The sequence below is a fragment of the Bacillus mycoides genome, assembly GCF_000832605.1.
GTDB classification, from domain to species: domain Bacteria; phylum Bacillota; class Bacilli; order Bacillales; family Bacillaceae_G; genus Bacillus_A; species Bacillus_A mycoides.
In genome coordinates, this window is sequence record NZ_CP009692.1 from 2,820,119 (window position 1) to 2,836,518 (window position 16,400).

The 16,400-nt window shown below is 35.9% G+C and carries 17 protein-coding genes; 13 read left to right on the forward strand and 4 right to left on the reverse strand.

The features are described 5' to 3' along the window. The first annotated feature begins 744 nt into the window (after window positions 1-744). From BG05_RS16395 to pcp, 9 genes are all read left to right on the forward strand, one after another. Window positions 745-1,422, forward strand: coding sequence for a copper homeostasis protein CutC (locus BG05_RS16395; RefSeq protein WP_002168086.1), 678 nt, complete (start codon window positions 745-747; stop codon window positions 1,420-1,422). A gap of 23 nt (window positions 1,423-1,445) precedes the next feature. Beyond that, window positions 1,446-1,997 (forward strand): signal peptidase I, encoded by a 552-nt coding sequence (gene lepB, locus BG05_RS16400; protein ID WP_002013664.1) that lies wholly within the window; start codon window positions 1,446-1,448, stop codon window positions 1,995-1,997. A gap of 157 nt (window positions 1,998-2,154) precedes the next feature. Then, window positions 2,155-2,907 carry an IclR family transcriptional regulator gene (locus BG05_RS16405; protein WP_002137090.1) on the forward strand — a complete coding sequence of 251 codons (753 nt, stop codon included), beginning with the start codon at window positions 2,155-2,157 and terminating at the stop codon, window positions 2,905-2,907. A 14-nt stretch (window positions 2,908-2,921) separates the two neighbouring features. Further along, the gene (gene pxpB, locus BG05_RS16410; protein ID WP_002168087.1) at window positions 2,922-3,635 is read left to right on the forward strand and encodes a 5-oxoprolinase subunit PxpB; all 714 of its coding nucleotides are present in this window, start codon (window positions 2,922-2,924) and stop codon (window positions 3,633-3,635) included. Continuing rightward, window positions 3,626-4,615, forward strand: a complete 990-nt coding sequence (locus tag BG05_RS16415) for a 5-oxoprolinase subunit C family protein (RefSeq protein ID WP_016120458.1) — start codon at window positions 3,626-3,628, stop codon at window positions 4,613-4,615. The genes pxpB and BG05_RS16415 overlap by 10 nt, the downstream gene beginning before the upstream one ends. 18 nt (window positions 4,616-4,633) lie before the next feature. Beyond that, entirely contained in the window at window positions 4,634-5,407 is a 774-nt protein-coding gene (pxpA, locus tag BG05_RS16420; RefSeq protein ID WP_003190083.1) for a 5-oxoprolinase subunit PxpA, read from the forward strand. Between the two features lie 34 nt (window positions 5,408-5,441). After that, complete coding sequence (locus BG05_RS16425) at window positions 5,442-6,137, forward strand: DUF969 domain-containing protein (RefSeq protein ID WP_002142352.1); 696 nt, start codon at window positions 5,442-5,444, stop codon at window positions 6,135-6,137. A 1-nt stretch (window position 6,138) separates the two neighbouring features. Next, the gene (locus BG05_RS16430) at window positions 6,139-7,101 is read left to right on the forward strand and encodes a DUF979 domain-containing protein (RefSeq protein WP_001021656.1); all 963 of its coding nucleotides are present in this window, start codon (window positions 6,139-6,141) and stop codon (window positions 7,099-7,101) included. Window positions 7,102-7,117: 16 nt separating this feature from the next. Then, window positions 7,118-7,765 (forward strand): pyroglutamyl-peptidase I, encoded by a 648-nt coding sequence (gene pcp / locus BG05_RS16435; RefSeq protein ID WP_003190090.1) that lies wholly within the window; start codon window positions 7,118-7,120, stop codon window positions 7,763-7,765. A gap of 497 nt (window positions 7,766-8,262) precedes the next feature. Here the strand turns inward: pcp and BG05_RS16440 are convergent, their stop codons facing one another. Continuing rightward, on the reverse strand, window positions 8,263-9,750 hold the full coding sequence (locus BG05_RS16440; protein WP_003190092.1) for a peptide MFS transporter: 1,488 nt from the start codon (window positions 9,748-9,750) through the stop codon (window positions 8,263-8,265). Window positions 9,751-9,975: 225 nt separating this feature from the next. After that, window positions 9,976-10,254: a DNA cytosine methyltransferase gene (locus BG05_RS29715; protein WP_003190094.1), complete on the reverse strand. Its 279-nt coding sequence runs from the start codon at window positions 10,252-10,254 to the stop codon at window positions 9,976-9,978. A 41-nt stretch (window positions 10,255-10,295) separates the two neighbouring features. On the opposite strand from BG05_RS29715, the gene BG05_RS16445 reads away from it, so the two are divergent. The 3 genes from BG05_RS16445 to lepB (BG05_RS16455) all read left to right on the forward strand — a co-directional run bounded on the left by BG05_RS16445 (window position 10,296) and on the right by lepB (BG05_RS16455) (window position 14,070). Continuing rightward, a complete protein-coding gene (locus tag BG05_RS16445) occupies window positions 10,296-11,024 on the forward strand; it encodes an NAD-dependent protein deacylase (protein WP_002127990.1) in 729 nt (242 codons plus the stop codon). Between the two features lie 257 nt (window positions 11,025-11,281). Continuing rightward, window positions 11,282-13,438 carry a peptidoglycan D,D-transpeptidase FtsI family protein gene (locus BG05_RS16450; protein ID WP_003190097.1) on the forward strand — a complete coding sequence of 719 codons (2,157 nt, stop codon included), beginning with the start codon at window positions 11,282-11,284 and terminating at the stop codon, window positions 13,436-13,438. A 110-nt stretch (window positions 13,439-13,548) separates the two neighbouring features. Continuing rightward, window positions 13,549-14,070 carry a signal peptidase I gene (lepB, locus tag BG05_RS16455; protein WP_033734112.1) on the forward strand — a complete coding sequence of 174 codons (522 nt, stop codon included), beginning with the start codon at window positions 13,549-13,551 and terminating at the stop codon, window positions 14,068-14,070. 33 nt (window positions 14,071-14,103) lie between these two features. On the opposite strand, the gene BG05_RS16460 is transcribed toward lepB (BG05_RS16455), so the two are convergent. After that, window positions 14,104-14,727 carry a cephalosporin hydroxylase family protein gene (locus BG05_RS16460; protein ID WP_078178857.1) on the reverse strand — a complete coding sequence of 208 codons (624 nt, stop codon included), beginning with the start codon at window positions 14,725-14,727 and terminating at the stop codon, window positions 14,104-14,106. Between the two features lie 182 nt (window positions 14,728-14,909). On the opposite strand from BG05_RS16460, the gene BG05_RS16465 reads away from it, so the two are divergent. Further along, window positions 14,910-15,434 carry an NUDIX hydrolase gene (locus BG05_RS16465; RefSeq protein ID WP_002127986.1) on the forward strand — a complete coding sequence of 175 codons (525 nt, stop codon included), beginning with the start codon at window positions 14,910-14,912 and terminating at the stop codon, window positions 15,432-15,434. An 82-nt stretch (window positions 15,435-15,516) separates the two neighbouring features. On the opposite strand, the gene BG05_RS16470 is transcribed toward BG05_RS16465, so the two are convergent. Next, window positions 15,517-16,281, reverse strand: coding sequence for a class I SAM-dependent methyltransferase (locus BG05_RS16470; RefSeq protein WP_002127984.1), 765 nt, complete (start codon window positions 16,279-16,281; stop codon window positions 15,517-15,519). Window positions 16,282-16,400 lie beyond the last annotated feature (119 nt).

The following is a 16,400-nucleotide window of genomic DNA, read 5'->3' on the forward strand; positions in this document are numbered from 1 at the left end:
GTCATTGTTCAAAGAAGAGGGAATTCTCGTTTTACAAAATAAAAAGGCTATCCTTTTGATAAGAGGATAGCTTTTTTATTTTGTTCTATTGTGGCTGCACTTCAAGATTCATACTACTTTCAGAACCGTCTTGATTATGTGCAAATAATGAATACTCACCTGGTAAAGGATTGGCGATGAGTGAACGTAAAGGAAAGGATTTACTTTCATTTGGCTGTAACGTGTGTTTTACTAAACGATCTTCTTTGAACTTAATTGAATAGGTAAAACTGTTTGTACCAGTATTTTTAATCGTAATATGTAAGTCACCTTGGCCGCTAAAGTCAAAGCCTGTACCAGTATCGCCTCTGAATACAGTTGAGTTATTAAATGAAGATGAACGAAAGGTTTGAGTTTCTTCTTTATTGATTGATGAAAGGGTAATCGTTTCTGTTTCTATACTTGAAGTTGAGAAATCTAGTTTTGTATTTGGTTTTGTTAATAAAGTAATTGCGAAAAGTGATGCAATTACAATAAATGAACTAGAGATAACGAACCGTTTTTTTTGTAAGAAGCATATATTTATCTCCTTTCATAAGGATATAAGAATGTATAATTTTAAGAAAAACATAACATATATGATATTTATTATCAATTCAATAAATCTTTCTTTTCATTCTTCTTTTTATAGTTTTATAGTGGAATGCTATGTTTCTTATTTCACCTACTGTATAATAAGAAAAAAGTACGAAAAGAGGTTATCTCATGCTAGAGGTTATTGCAACTTGTTTAGAAGATGTGAAGCGAATTGAAAAGGCTGGTGGAAATCGAATTGAACTCATTTCATCATATACAGAAGGTGGTTTAACACCGAGCTATGCTTTTATAAAAAAAGCAGTAGAAGCAGTGCAAATACCAGTTCATGTTATGATTCGTCCGCATGCGAAGTCTTTTACATATACGGAAGAAGAAATTGAAATGATGAAAGCAGATATTGTAGTTGCTCAAAATCTTGGAGCTGCTGGTGTTGTATTAGGTGTGTTAAATGAACAAAATGAAGTTGATGAAGAGAAATTAGTAGATTTATTATCTGTTGTAGATGGAATAAATGTAACGTATCACCGTGCGATAGATGATACAGAAAATCCAGTAGAAGCGATGAAAGTTTTGAAGAAATTCAATAAAGTTACTCACGTGTTAACTTCAGGCGGACAAGGAAATGTAGTAGATAATATTCCGGTGCTTCGAGAGATGCAGAAGGAAAGTGAAGGGAATATACAGCTTGTTGTCGGAAGTGGAGTAACGAAAGAGAATGTAAAGCAATTGCTAGATGAAACTGGAATTTCTCAAGCTCATGTCGGTACAGCGGTAAGAGAAGGGAAATCATGTTTTTCTGAAATTGATCCTAATTTAGTACAAGAATTAGTTCAAATAATAAAATAAACACTTAAGAAAGAGGAGAAACGATGAAGGAAAATACGAAGAAAGAATTATTCTCATGGGCTAAAACGATAGGATTTACCCTTGTATTAATCGCTATTATTCGCGGTGTTTTATTTACACCTTCATTAGTACAAGGGGAATCAATGATGCCCACTTTAGAAAATAACGAACGAGTTCTCGTGAATAAGATTGGTTATAGTATAAGTGGATTAGACCGTTTTGACGTTATCGTCTTCCACGGAAAAGAAGGATACGATTTAGTAAAACGAGTAATTGGTTTACCGGGTGATACAGTTGAGTATAAAGATGATGTTTTATATGTAAACGGAAAAGCGATGGAAGAACCGTATTTAAAAGAATTTAAAGAAAAGGCGTCTGGTCGTGTATTAACTCCTGATTTTACGTTAGAACAAATCACAGGGAAAACGAAAGTGCCAGAAGGCCAAGTGTTTGTTTTAGGAGATAATCGTGAAGTTTCTAAAGACGGTCGTATGTTTGGATTTATTTCAGAAGATGAAATTGTCGGAAAAGGACAAGCTGTTTTCTGGCCGTTGAAACAAGTGAGAGCGTTATAAAGTAAAGCGAAAGTATGGGAGAAATATTCTTCCATACTTTTTTTGTTTGTAAAAAAAATATTGATAGAATTGAAAGAATATTTTATAATTTTAAATTATATGTTTGTTTCGAAAAACGGAATTGAAGTTCCGAAATTCGGAACGAGAAGGAGATAGAATGAGTATAAATAAAACGGCAGTTAAGACAATGGATATTTTAGAGTTGTTTTATGAGCATGAGGAGCTAAGTTTGACAGAGATGGTTCAGCTTACGAATATGCCGAAAACATCTGTTTATCGTTTAATTGGCTCGTTAGAAGAAATGGACTTTTTACAAAAAACAGAAAAGGGCAAGTATCGTCTCGGAGTCGTTTTTTTACGATTTGGTCAACTTGTTTCACAAAGGTTATCCGTAAGAAATATTGCGATTCCTTATATGAAAGAGCTTAGAGATAGTTTAGGGCAAGCAGTAAATTTAATTATTCAAGATGGTAATGACGCGATTTATGTTGAGAAGATGGAAGGAGCTCAGCCAGTACGTGTTTATACGGCGGTTGGAAGAAGGGCTCCACTGTATGCGGGTGCATGTCCGAGAATTTTACTATCGTATTTTTCTGAGGAAGAGAAAAGAAAGTACATAGAGGAAACGGATTTAAAGCAGTTTGCAGATGGAACGATTGTGAATAAGGAGCATTTGTTAGAAGTATTACATATGGCAAAACAAGCTGGATATACAATTAGTTATTCTGAATTAGAAAATCATACAGCGGCTATAGCAGCACCAATTTTTGCAAGTGATGGAACGGTTGTAGCCGGCATTAGTATTTCGGGATTAGCAATTGAGTATAGCGAAAGTAACATTTCATATTTTACTGCGAAAGTGAAAGAAACAGCATACCGCATTTCGAAAGAACTCGGCTTTTTGGCATAGAAAGAGGGAGTGGGATGAAATTTTCTGCGTTAGGGGATCAAGCAATTATTGTTACATTTGGTGAAGAAATTGGGATGGATATATACGAAAAAGTGCAACGGTTATTTCAAGCGCTGAGGCGGCATCCATTTGCAGGAATGGTTGAATGCGTTCCGTCGTTTACTTCATTAGCGGTGTACTACAATTTGTACGAAGTATGGAAGGAAAATGATAGAAATATAAGAACATATGATTACGTTTGCCAGTATATACGGGAGCTGTCTGATTCTTATAAAGAAGAAGTGAACCGAGATGTGAAACATATTTCTATACCAGTGTGTTACGGGGGAGAATATGGACCTGATTTAGAAGAAGTTGCGCATTATCAAGGATTACAAGTAGAGGATGTTATTCGAATACATAGTGAAACAACATATTTCGTGTACATGTTAGGTTTTACACCTGGATTCCCTTATTTAGGGGGATTATCAAAAGAACTAGAAACACCTAGAAAAGAAACACCACGGTTACAAATCGCTCCTGGTTCAGTAGGGATTGGCGGAAATCAAACGGGTATTTATCCGCTTGAAACACCAGGAGGCTGGAATATTATCGGCCGAACACCTATTTCTTTATTTAATCCAAAAGAAGAAACACCAACATATATTCAAAGTGGTATGTATTTACGATTTATACCAATAACAAAAGGAGAGTACGTATCGCTTGAGGGGGCTAAAGAATGGATGTAGAGATTTTGCATGCAGGAATGTTTACAACAGTCCAAGATTTAGGACGATTTCATTATCAACAATACGGTGTACCTGTTGGCGGGGCTATGGATAAAAATGCGCTCAGGATGATTAATATGTTAGTAGGTAATGAGGAGAATGAGGCTGGACTCGAAATTACAATAATGGGACCTAAATTGTTAATAAAGAAAACGACATTGCTCGCGATTGGCGGTGCGGATATGGAACCGTTATTAAATGGAGAACGCATTCCATTATGGCACCCTATATTAGCTGAAGAAGGAAGCATGCTTTGCCTCGGAAAAGCGAAAAGCGGTTGCAGAGCATATGTGACTTTTGCGGGCGGTATAAATATTAATCGTACGATGGGAAGTAAAAGTACTTACATACGTGCTGCTCTTGGCGGTATTGAAGGGAGAATGCTGAAAAAAGGAGATTATTTTCAAATTGGTACAGGGGCAGAAGTTGCAAGTCGTTTCATTCAAAATTTACAAGAAGAAAAGCGTATAAAAACGAAGTGGGCAATTTGTAACAATGCTTTACCAAAATATAAGAAGCATCCTATTCTTCGCGTCATAACAGACTTTGAATATGATCAATTTACAGAAGAAAGTATAAAGTCGTTTTTTTCAAAAGAGTATAAAGTGTCCAATTATGCTGATCGCATGGGATATAGGCTTGACGGAGATGTTTTAAATAGAGTTGAAGAGATAGAAATTTTATCGAGCCCAGTTACATTCGGAACAATTCAAGTACCAAATGGTGGACAGCCTATTATATTAATGGCGGATAGACAAACGACAGGTGGTTATCCGAGAATTGGAAATGTAATTTCAGTAGATTTACCTCTTCTAGCGCAGCTGAAACCAGGAGACTATGTAACTTTTGAAAAAATAACTATGGAAGACGCTGCACAATTATATATAAAGCAGGAAACAAGTATGAGTCTATTAAAGAAATTCATCGCTTTACGAAGCTGAGATTAGGAGGAAAACATCGTGACTACAATCGATTTAAACTGTGATTTAGGAGAAAGTTTTGGAGCTTATAAAATGGGGAATGATGATGAAATTCTTCCGTTCGTTTCCTCTATAAACGTTGCTTGTGGTTTTCATGCTGGTGATCCGGCCGTTATGCGGCAAACGGTTGAAAAAGCTCTGCAGCATAACGTAGCAATAGGGGCACATCCTGGATTTCCTGATTTAATTGGATTTGGGAGAAGGAACATGCATGTTTCAGCAAGTGAAGTATACGATTATGTTTTATATCAAATTGGCGCATTAGACGGATTTGTTAAAGCTGCTGGAGGGAAAATGCAACATGTAAAACCGCACGGTGCCTTATATAATATGGCGGCAACTGATTCGGAAATTGCGGATGCAATCGCAAAGGCAATTTATCATATTAATCCTGGATTATTACTTTACGGATTAGCGAATAGTGAGGCATTTATAAAGGCAACAGAAAAATATAATATAACTCTCGTACAAGAAGCTTTTGCTGATCGCACGTATAAGCAGGATGGAACTTTAACGAGCCGTACAGAAGAAAATGCTCTTATAAAAAATGAAAATGAAGCGATAAAACAAGTACTTCAAATGGTAAAGGAAGGGTATGTAGAATCGGTTAATGGGGAGAAAGTAGCAGTTCAAGCGCAAACGATATGTTTACACGGGGACGGAGAGAAAGCAGTCCAATTTGCGGAAAAAATATACAGAACATTCGAACTTAATGGTATTTCTATATGCGCACCAAATAAAGTGAAACTTTAATTAGCGGGATTAAAAATGAGAGGAAGTGTTAAAATTGGTGAAATTAATTGGGATTTTACTTGTTGCGGTTGGGTTTTTATTTAGGCTAAATACACTGTTAGTAGTTATGGTTGCGGGTATTGTTACTGGTATGGTTTCAGGCTTAAGTTTTTATGATGTGATTAGCATGTTCGGTAAATTTTTCATAGAAAACAGATATATGTCTATGCCAATCATATTAACTTTACCGGTAATCGGAATTTTAGAGCGTTATGGTTTAAAAGAAAGAGCAGAAGCACTTATAACGAAATCAAAAGGAGCAACAACTGGAAGAGTATTAATGTCATATTTTACGATAAGAGAATCATCAGCAGCACTTGGACTGAATATTGGTGGTCATGCGCAAACGGTAAGACCACTTGTTGCGCCAATGGCAGAAGGAGCTGCGCAAGGTAAATATGGTAAACTCCCTGAAAAATTGAGAGAAAAGATTAAAGCAAACGCAGCAGCTGCGGAAAACACAGCTTGGTTTTTCGGAGAAGATATTTTTATCGCAACTGGTGCCATTTTATTAATGAAAGGATTCTTCGATTCAGTAGGTATGCATGTCGGTGTATGGGATATGGCGCTTTGGGGTATTCCAACTGCGATATCTGCCCTTATTGTGAGCTGGATTAGGTTTAGAAGGTTTGATAAGTATATAGAGAAAACAATGAAGGCAGAAGAAAAACAAGAGAAGGAGGCTATATAAGATGAACATCATAACAATGGATACAATTTATTATGTATTAGGTATAATTGTTGCATTTATCGCTGTTCGTATTGCATTTGATCGTGAGCATCCAAACCGATTCGGTTCTAGCTTATTTTGGGCATTGTTTGCAGTTACATTTTTATTTGGAAATGTAATACCTTCGTTTTACGTTGGCTGTATCGTACTCGCTATGGTCGTGTTAGCTTCATTAAATAAAGTAACAAAATCCGAGGAGAAAGAAGTACCAGTGCAAGAACGTGTGAAACATGCTGAGAAATTAAAGAATAAAATTTTTATGCCTGCACTGTTAATACCTATTTTTACAATTATCGGTACACTGACATTAGGGAAAATCAAATGGGGAAATGTCTCTCTTGTTGATCCTGATAAAGTAACGTTAGTTGCATTAGCGTTAGGTGCATTACTCGCATTCGTTGCAGCGATGCGTATTACAAAAGCGAAAATAACAACGCCTGTTCAAGAAGGAAGCAGATTACTACAGGCTGTCGGCTGGGCTGTTATTTTACCACAAATGTTAGCAGCGCTTGGCGGTATTTTCGCAAAATCTGGCGTTGGCCAGGTCGTTTCTGATTTAGTCGGACAAGTGTTACCAACAGAGTATCCATTCGTTGCTGTTATGGCGTACTGTTTAGGAATGATGCTATTCACAGTTGTAATGGGAAATGCTTTCGCTGCGTTTGCGGTTATTACTGGCGGAATTGGCTTGCCTTTAATTGTTCAAATGCACGGCGGGAACCCAGCAATTATGGCAGCACTCGGTATGTTTGCTGGATATTGCGGAACACTGATTACTCCAATGGCGGCAAACTTTAACATCGTTCCGGCAATGCTCTTAGAATTGAAAGATAAGAATGCTGTCATTAAGGCGCAAGTACCAATTGCTCTGTCCATTTTCATTATAAATATGTTTATAATGTACGGCCTTGTATATCGTTTCTAATTAGGAGAGTGAAACTATGAAAACAGTATTAGTAACAGGATTTGATCCGTTTGGCGGAGAAAGCATCAACCCAGCTTGGGAAGTCGCAAAAAGTTTACATGAAAAAACAATTGGAGAATACAAGATTATAAGTAAACAAGTTCCAACGGTATTTCATAAATCGATACAAGTATTAAAAGCGTATATAGAAGAGTTGTCGCCTGACATTATTATATGTATTGGACAAGCTGGGGGCAGACCAGATGTTACGATAGAGCGAATAGCAATTAATGTTGATGATGCAAGAATTGCTGATAATGAAGGGAACAAGCCGGTGGATATGCCGGTTGTAGAAGAAGGAACTATTGCGTATTGGTCTACACTTCCGATGAAAGCAATCGTGAAAAAACTTCGCGAAGAAGGTATACCGTCATCTGTTTCACAAACCGCAGGTACATTCGTTTGTAATCATTTATTCTATGGTCTCATGCACGAACTAGAGAAACATGATAAGAAAATAAAAGGCGGATTTGTTCATATTCCGTTCTTGCCAGAGCAAGCGAGCAATTATCCAGGGCAACCGAGTATGTCACTTTCTACGATTCGTAAAGGGATAGAGTTGGCAATTGAGGTAGCGACGGAAGTGGAAGTAGATATTGTAGCGTGCGGCGGTGCGACGCATTAAGTAAAAAGCATGTTAATTAAAGAGGGCTGATGCAGCCCTCTTTGTGTGTTTGTATTTTGTAATTGAAGATGCAGTATAGAATATAAAGGGAAAGGTTGCAATGGGAGTATTCTAACAAATATGGAATTGTTCCAAATAAAAGGCAACTTTTTAAATAGTTTCTTAATGATGTAGAATTTTCGTCTATATGAATGGATAAAAAGTTAAGTTCTGATAAACTCAAAGATATACAAAGTAATGATTTTAAAATGGTGTGATAAAAATATCACACCATTTTTATGTAAAACAAACAGAGTGAATTTTTTCCATTAGTAAAGTATAACTGGGTAAGAGATAATCATCAGAATTGTTAATTGTACTATGATTTTTCAAAACTGATAAATTTAAATATAAGTACGGTAAGAATGCAATATTTATCTAACCTTTACAAAAAAGAGTAACCCGTTTGGCTACTCTTCACATAGAAACTTGTATTTGTTTATTTCAATAAGAGACCGTTATTGAAGTCCCTTCATGAAACTTTGGATTTTTGATGATAATGCAAACAGCAGGATGCTAACTAAAATGGAGATAGCACCAATAACACCAAAGTAAATTGATTCTGTTGCAGGATTATACAGTTTAACAACTTGGGCATTTATTGCTTGCGCAGACGCAGTTGATAAGAACCATAAGCTCATGGTTTGCGAAGAGAAAGCAGCTGGAGCCAGCTTAGTCGTTATTGATAACCCTGAAGGAGATAAACAAACTTCTCCAATTACAATTAAAAAGAAGCTAAGGACTAACCACATAGGGTTCACTAAAGAGTGAGTACCGTTGATTAAAGCCGGAATAATCATAACTGAGAATGATAAACCTGCAAATAGCAATCCAATAGCGAATTTTTTTGCCGTTGAAGGCTGCTTCTTGCCTAACTTTATCCAAATCCATGCAAAAATCGGTGCAAGCGTTACGATAAAGATTGGACTTAATGATTGGAACCAAGCGGAATGCAATGTAATTCCATTGAACTGTAATTGAGTTCGTTGATCCGCGTATGTCGCTAAGATAATAGCACCTTGTTCTTGTATAGACCAAAATATTGTAGCTGCAATAAAGAGTGGTATATACGCAAGAAGACGAGATTGCTCTATTTTTGTTGTTTTAGGACTACGATACATATAAATGAAATAATAGGCTGGAATAACAATCCCTAAGATACTAATCAGGAATGTAAAACGATTTATAGTTAACAACCCAGTTGGAATTGTAACCACACCTAGCAATATTAATACAACCAGACCAACACTGAAATACTTAATAGTCTTTTTTCTTTCCGAATCTGATAATGGATTAGGTACTTGTGTACCGATTAGACCAAGGTTTTTCTTTTTTGTTCCAACAAATACCCCTAACCCAATTGCCATACCAATTGCCGCAACTCCAAAACCAAGGTGGAAATTATATTGCTGACCTAATGTTCCGACAACTAAAGGTGCAAGTAAGGCACCTAAGTTAATACCCATGTAGAATATACTGAACCCTGAGTCACGACGCGCATCTGTTTCACTGTATAAACTTCCTACGATATTCGATATGTTAGGCTTTAACAACCCTGTTCCTAGAACTAAGAAGACCATAGAGATAAATAACGCACTTTTACTACCCGGTAAAGCTAAAATAAGATGGCCAATCATAATTAAAACGCCACCAAAGAATACGGTTTTACTTGGACCAAATAAACGATCCGATATCCATCCACCGATAATACTAGACATGAACAGTAAGGAACCGTAAATTGCCATTATCGAGGTTGCGGTAGATTGATCAATTCCTAATCCACCTTTTGAGACCGAATAGTACATATAATACAGTAAAATAGCTCTCATCCCGTAATGAGAAAACCTTTCCCAAAACTCAGTGAAGAATAAAGAGAATAATCCTTTTGGATGCCCAAAAAATCCTGTTTGAGGAATACTTTGAACAAGTTCGTTTTTTTCTTTCATAATGTTAATATTACCCCTTATTAATTTTTTATATTATACAAGTATAACTTAAGAGGTTCCCAGTAGTCCATAACTATCTAAGCCCGTCGATGAAGAAAAGCAGCCTTCTGGCTGCTTTCTAAATGAATTGAAAAATCGTCATTTACTCATTAGACACACCTTTCACTGAATCTACCTCTAAACAATCCAGAATTGATTGTGAGAGTGCTTTAGCTATTAAGAATGCTACGCCATTACTAAAATAAGTGTATATTGTTGATTTAATGGTATATGAGGCGGAATAACGTATGTATCTGGAACACTCATTAATCTTAAGCATTCTCGAACGGTTAACCTTCTATTTTCTTGTGGATGAATAAACTCTCTACCATCCTTTGCAATATGAGAAGTGATAGTGTAGGATGGTTGATCCCAAGATAACTTTCTTACACCATTAAATTGGTTTGGGTTTAGATAATGCAACGTAGTAAGTAAACCGAATTGTACAACACCTACTGTAAACAACTGGTATAATAAGTATAGGAAAATACATAGAGGTGATTTTTGTGCAGCAATATGAGGAAGTACGTTCGATATTAGAAAAAGCAAAGAAAATTACAGTGTTAACAGGGGCTGGTGCAAGTACGGAAAGTGGAATCCCTGATTTTCGTTCAGCAAATGGATTATATGCTGATGCGAATATAGAGATGTATTTGTCGAGAGGCTATTATAATAGAAATCCGAAAGAGTTTTGGAAGCATTATAAAGAAATCTTTCAAATTAATACGTTTCATCAATATAAACCAAATCTTGGGCATCGCTTTTTAGCAGAGATAGAAGAACAAGGAAAAGACATAACGATTTTAACGCAAAATATTGATGGTTTACATCAAGTAGGTGGTAGTAAACATGTAATTGATTTACATGGAACACTGCAAACAGCGCATTGTCCAAAGTGTAAAACGGGGTATGATTTACAATATATGATTGATCATGAAGTGCCGCGTTGTGAGAAGTGTAATTTCATACTAAATCCAGATGTTGTTTTATACGGAGATACGTTACCTCAGTATCAAAATGCGATCAAACGTTTATATGAAACAGATGTACTTCTTGTAATGGGGACGTCACTCAAAGTACAGCCTGTCGCGTCATTCCCAGAAATCGCAAAGAGGGAAGTAGGCGCAACAACAATTTTAGTAAATGAAGAATTAACGGGACAAGAATACAATTTTGATTTTATTTTTCAAAATAAGATTGGTGAATTTGCCAAAGGGTTATCTTCGATTAAATAAGTTTTTGTTTTCGTAAAGAAACTGAGGTGGATGATGTCCACCTCAGTTTTTTTGTATGAATTATATTCATGTTATTGCGTATTAAGGGGAATGGTAATAAATAGGATATAAAATACAAAAACTGAAAATTAAATCTTTTATTTCTTTTGTAATTAATATAAAATTCTATATATATCATAAAATTAAATTTGATACATAATGATGTATTTGATTGCACTGTAGTGAACGTATGTTTTATGTAGAGAAATGTTAATAGAATGAAGCGAGGGAGCAAAATGAGACAGAAAAAGGAGAAACAGAAACAGTCGAAAAAGAAAAAGACTCATATTCCATTTCGGTTAAATGTACTATTTTTTATCGTTTTTCTTTTATTTTCAGCTATTATTATTCAATTAGGTAAAGTACAAATCATCGACGGAGAAACGTATCGAAATGAAGTGAATAAAAAGGAAGATGTAACGGTGAGTACTCCAGTTCCGAGAGGGAAGATGTTTGACCGGGAAGGGAAAGTTATTGTAAATAATAAACCGTTACGAACTGTTACATATACGAAGATGAAAGGAGTGGACTCAAAAGAGGTTTTAATAGTGGCAAGAAATTTAGCAAAGCTAATTGAAATGCCGCAAGAAGATATGGACAAGTTAACAGAGACAGATAAAAAAGACTTTTGGATGCAGTTAAATGAAAAACGTGCAGCAACAAAAGTAACGAAAGAAGATGAGAGTAAATTTAGGAAACAGGAAATAGAAGGGAAAGACTTAGATAAGAAAGTAGAAGAGTTGAGACGAGAAAGAATTACACAAGAAGAATTAAACGAGCTTTCGAAAGAGGATATAGAAGTACTAGCAATTAAAAGCAAAATGAATGCGGGATATAAAATGACGCCACAAATCGTCAAAAAAGATGTAAGTCAAAATGAATATGCAGTAGTGAGTGAAGGATTATCGAGCTTGCCAGGCGTAGATACGACTGTGGATTGGGAGCGCGAATATCCAAATGACAAAATACTACGTTCTGTACTTGGTAGTGTTTCTACTGAGAATGAGGGATTACCAAGGGAGCAATTAGACTATTATTTAGTGCGAGATTATAACCGAAATGATCGTATTGGTAAGAGTTACATCGAAAAACAATACGAAGATGTGTTACATGGAACGAAAGAACAGTCTAAAAATATTACGGATAAAGCTGGAAATATTATTCGGACTGAAAAAGTGACAAAAGGAAAAAGTGGAAATAATTTAATGTTAACAGTTGATATGGATTTACAGAAAAAGGTGGAGGAAAGTCTTGAAAGGAATTTAAGGGCATTTCATTCTTCTGAACCGATGATGGATCGTGCATTCGTCGTTATGATGAATCCGAAAAATGGTCAAATTCTATCATTAGCAGGAAAGAAAATTGTAAATAAAGATGGCGGGATGCAAATAGAAGACTACGCTTTAGGAACGATGATAAGTTCTTACGAGTTAGGATCAACGGTGAAAGGAGCTACGGTATTAGCGGGATATCAAACAGAAGCGATTAAGCCATATACGCATTTCTTTGATGCACCAATGTACTTTAAAGGAAGTTCGAAGCCGAAGAAATCGTGGAAAGACTTTGGAGATATTGATGATTTAAGAGCATTGCAAGTTTCATCCAATGTCTACATGTTTAATACGGCGTTAAAGATTGCGGGGATTGATTATGTACCAAACAATCCGTTAGATATTAGGCAAGAAACATTCAATAAAATGCGCTATTACTTTAGACAATTTGGTTTAGGTGTACCAACCGGTATTGACCTTCCAAATGAATCGATTGGTCAAATGGGTAGAACCGATAATATACCTGGTTTTTTACTTGACTATGCCATTGGACAATATGATACATATACGCCGCTTCAGCTTGCGCAATATATGTCAACGATTGCAAATGGTGGTTACCGAATGAAACCACAAATTGTACAAGAAATTAGAGAGCAACCGAATAGACCAGAGGAAGTCGGGAAAGTTATGCAATCGATGGAACCAGTCGTGTTAAATCGAGTGGATATGGATCTTTCATATATAAATCATGTGAAAGAAGGGTTTAGAAGAGTTTTCCAAGAGGTAGATGGGACCGGTGCTGGAACTTTTAAAGGTTTACCGTATAAACCGGCTGGGAAAACAGGAACAGCAGAAACAGTGTACGGTGGAGAAAGTGATATTGGAAGAGATGAAAACAACTATCGAAAAAAATGTTATAATTTAACTCTCGCCGGGTATGCGCCATATGATGCTGATCCGGAAGTTGCTTTTTCTGTTGTTGTGCCATGGGTAAATAATGATAAATCAGGTATTAATTCTGCAATTGGTAAAGAGGTTTTGGATGCATATTTTGACTTAAAAACGCAGAGATCGGGTGCAAGTCCAGTCCCAGTAGCACAATAGCCGAGTAAGGCACAATAAAAACTTCAAATTGTAGCATATCACTGCGCAAATGAACAGGTGCAGTGATATATTTTTGAGTTGAAAAGTGTTTTGATAAGGTGGGAATGGATATGAAAGAGGAGATTAAGAGAGGTTGGGGAAGGTACATACTATTTATATTTGTCCTAGTAGGAGCGTACCAGTCTTTTACTTTATGTAAGGTGGAAGGAAAATCAATGCAGCCAACTTTACATGAAGAAGACTACGTATTTGTAAATAAAGCCGCTGTACACTTTTCTAGCTTACAGCATGGAGAAATCGTCATTATTAAGGAAGAGGATGAGTCGAAATATTATGTGAAACGTGTAATAGGGCTTCCTGGTGACATAATTAACATAACGAATGGAACTGTATACGTAAATGACAAAAAGCAAGATGAACCTTATATAAATAAAGATTTATATAACAATACACAAGTGTTTTATAATTTTCAAAAGACAAAGATTCCGCCAAATAAGTTATTTGTAATGGGAGACAATCGTGAACAAAGTAAGGATAGTCGAAATGGTTTAGGATATATTGAAGAAGATAATATAATAGGAAAAGTGAAATTTGTGTACTATCCTTTTTCGAAAATGAAAATCATAAAATAAGTGGGGATTCACAAAACCCCACTTATTAAAGTTTCACTTTATCTTCTTTAAAAAACCTTTTGGATTAAATGATATGAAAAACTTATGTTTAGATTCATCGATTATGAAATTGCTATTTTTAGTTAAAAACTCTTCCACAGCTTCCATTGGGCCAGGGCCCCAATCAGGAAGGAGAGGATTTCCGTTAATACTTGTATCTTCTACAATAATGTAACTGCCAGTGGTTACAATAGATTTATAAAGTAAGAGTTCTTTCGATACATGTTCTTTACTATGATCAGAATCTAAAATAACTAAAATCACATCATCAGGTTTGCGCATACTTAATATTGATTGGACGGCCTGTACAGAAACAGATGAAGCTGTTAAATACGTAATTCGATTATGGGATGGCCGATTTGGTTGCGGAGTTATATCGATAGTAAGTACGTGACCTTTTCCAATTAAATCTAACATAGAAGCTAAAAACAGTGCACTACCACCGTAAAAAGTTCCGCATTCAATAATTAAATCAGGCTTTAATTCGTATAATATTTCTTGATACAAAAAGAGATCAGAAGGAAGTTTGCAGATTGGAACCCCGAACCAGTGTGTACCATGTAACCAAACGTTGCTGTCGTAATATTGTTTTAGAAATTCGCTACTAATGTTATCGATTTTGAATTCTCCTTTCTAAAAAGGATTCTTTCATACGTAAAGAGTTTACGTATGAAAGTTGTACTATATATTATGTGGTAAGGGATTATAAGGCGAGTGTTTTCACGTGAAAATAAGCCAAATAACACATGTGGAAAATGAATTGCTTATAAAAGAAGATGTAAATGAAAGGAAATGATCGTATGTATAAGTACACAATTTGCTTCATTAGAAAAGGAGATAATATACTGCTATTAAATAGAAACAAAAAGCCGACAATGGGAATGTGGAATGGTGTCGGAGGGAAAATAGAAGAGTATGAAACGCCATACGAAGGAGTTATTAGAGAAACGTTTGAGGAAACGGGAATAGAGCTTCCAAGTGTAACGTATAAAGGGAATGTTATGTTTCAAGTTAAAGACGAACCTTTGGGTAGTGAGGGAATGTATGTATTCCTTACTGATTTACCAGATGGAGTACATATTGATACGCCAGTAAGCACAGATGAAGGTATATTAGAATGGAAGTCAATTGATTGGATATTAGATGGTGATAATAGAGGTGTAGTTAGCAATTTGCAAAGATATTTACCAAGAGTATTAAAAGAAGAAAACAATTTAGAGCATACATTCACATATGATAACCGGAATATTATTGATTACACAACTACACTTTTGACAGAAGATGATACGAAAAAACGATATGAAAAACATCTCATTTCTCAATAGGATAAGATGCGTTAAAATAATAAGAAAAAGCCAAGTCCTTTATTGGGACTTGGCTTTTTTGTAGGGAATGCTAATTCAAATTTTACTCTTCATAATTTGCTTTAATAATAAAGCGGTGTTGCTTCACATCGAAATATCCTTTTTGCAAGATGATTTCATGTATGCGATACAATTCCTCGGTATAGCTGTCTACTGTAAATTCAGGAATTTGCCACGGAATTGCTTGCAAGTAATAGACAACAGAACCGACATCATAAAAACGCTGAAGAGGGAACTCTTCCTTCGCTTCTAAAATTGTAAATCCGCTTTTTCTCAATTCACTACATGCCGTTTCGAGTGACCAACTTGAAAATTCGCTATTCAGCGGTGTGCCAAACTGCTCATTCAGTTCCGCACAATCAAGACCACCGACTTGTTGTGTAAGAAATGTTCCATTGGTGGAAAGACTTCTTTTCACTTCAGAAGCAGAATAGGATTCATGTTGATTCACAATTAAATCAAACTGACCATCTTGAAATGGTAAAGCAGTATCATCAGTCACTTCTACGACTATAACTCCTAAAGGTTCTAATTTCTTTCGTGCAATTGGGACATTCGGAGCATAGCCCTCAGTCGCATAAATAGTTGACGGGAACGGTTGTAACATAGATAAAAACTCTCCGCCACCAGTCCCCATATCTAGCATTGATTTTGCACGTTGCATAAGCTGGAAAGCAGTGCTACCGTATGACCATGATAGGGGCTCGCTATTCATACGGCCAGTTTCTGAAATGAAAGAAAAATCCCAGCCGCTAAAGTTAGTCTTTGCACTTTCTAATAGTGCTGAAAATAATGGATCACGTTTCATAATATGTCCTCCTATTTCGTTAATGAATGATATAGTAAGAACAGAGAAATGGAGGACCTCTTGTAAAGATGAAGAGGTTTTACGTTTCGTGTTCGAATAGATTCATACAAATTCGCTCC

Excerpts from the sequence above, each read along its gene's own strand:
- BG05_RS16395 (WP_002168086.1), top strand. The coding sequence starts at position 745 with ATGCTAGAGGTTATTGCAACTTGTTTAGAAGATGTGAAGCGAATTGAA.
- lepB (WP_002013664.1), top strand. The coding sequence starts at position 1,446 with ATGAAGGAAAATACGAAGAAAGAATTATTCTCATGGGCTAAAACGATA.
- BG05_RS16405 (WP_002137090.1), top strand. The coding sequence starts at position 2,155 with ATGAGTATAAATAAAACGGCAGTTAAGACAATGGATATTTTAGAGTTG.
- pxpB (WP_002168087.1), top strand. The coding sequence starts at position 2,922 with ATGAAATTTTCTGCGTTAGGGGATCAAGCAATTATTGTTACATTTGGT.
- BG05_RS16415 (WP_016120458.1), top strand. The coding sequence starts at position 3,626 with ATGGATGTAGAGATTTTGCATGCAGGAATGTTTACAACAGTCCAAGAT.
- BG05_RS16430 (WP_001021656.1), top strand. The coding sequence starts at position 6,139 with ATGAACATCATAACAATGGATACAATTTATTATGTATTAGGTATAATT.
- pcp (WP_003190090.1), top strand. The coding sequence starts at position 7,118 with ATGAAAACAGTATTAGTAACAGGATTTGATCCGTTTGGCGGAGAAAGC.
- BG05_RS16440 (WP_003190092.1), bottom strand. The coding sequence starts at position 9,750 with ATGAAAGAAAAAAACGAACTTGTTCAAAGTATTCCTCAAACAGGATTT.
- BG05_RS16450 (WP_003190097.1), top strand. The coding sequence starts at position 11,282 with ATGAAGCGAGGGAGCAAAATGAGACAGAAAAAGGAGAAACAGAAACAG.
- lepB (WP_033734112.1), top strand. The coding sequence starts at position 13,549 with ATGAAAGAGGAGATTAAGAGAGGTTGGGGAAGGTACATACTATTTATA.
- BG05_RS16465 (WP_002127986.1), top strand. The coding sequence starts at position 14,910 with ATGTATAAGTACACAATTTGCTTCATTAGAAAAGGAGATAATATACTG.
- BG05_RS16470 (WP_002127984.1), bottom strand. The coding sequence starts at position 16,281 with ATGAAACGTGATCCATTATTTTCAGCACTATTAGAAAGTGCAAAGACT.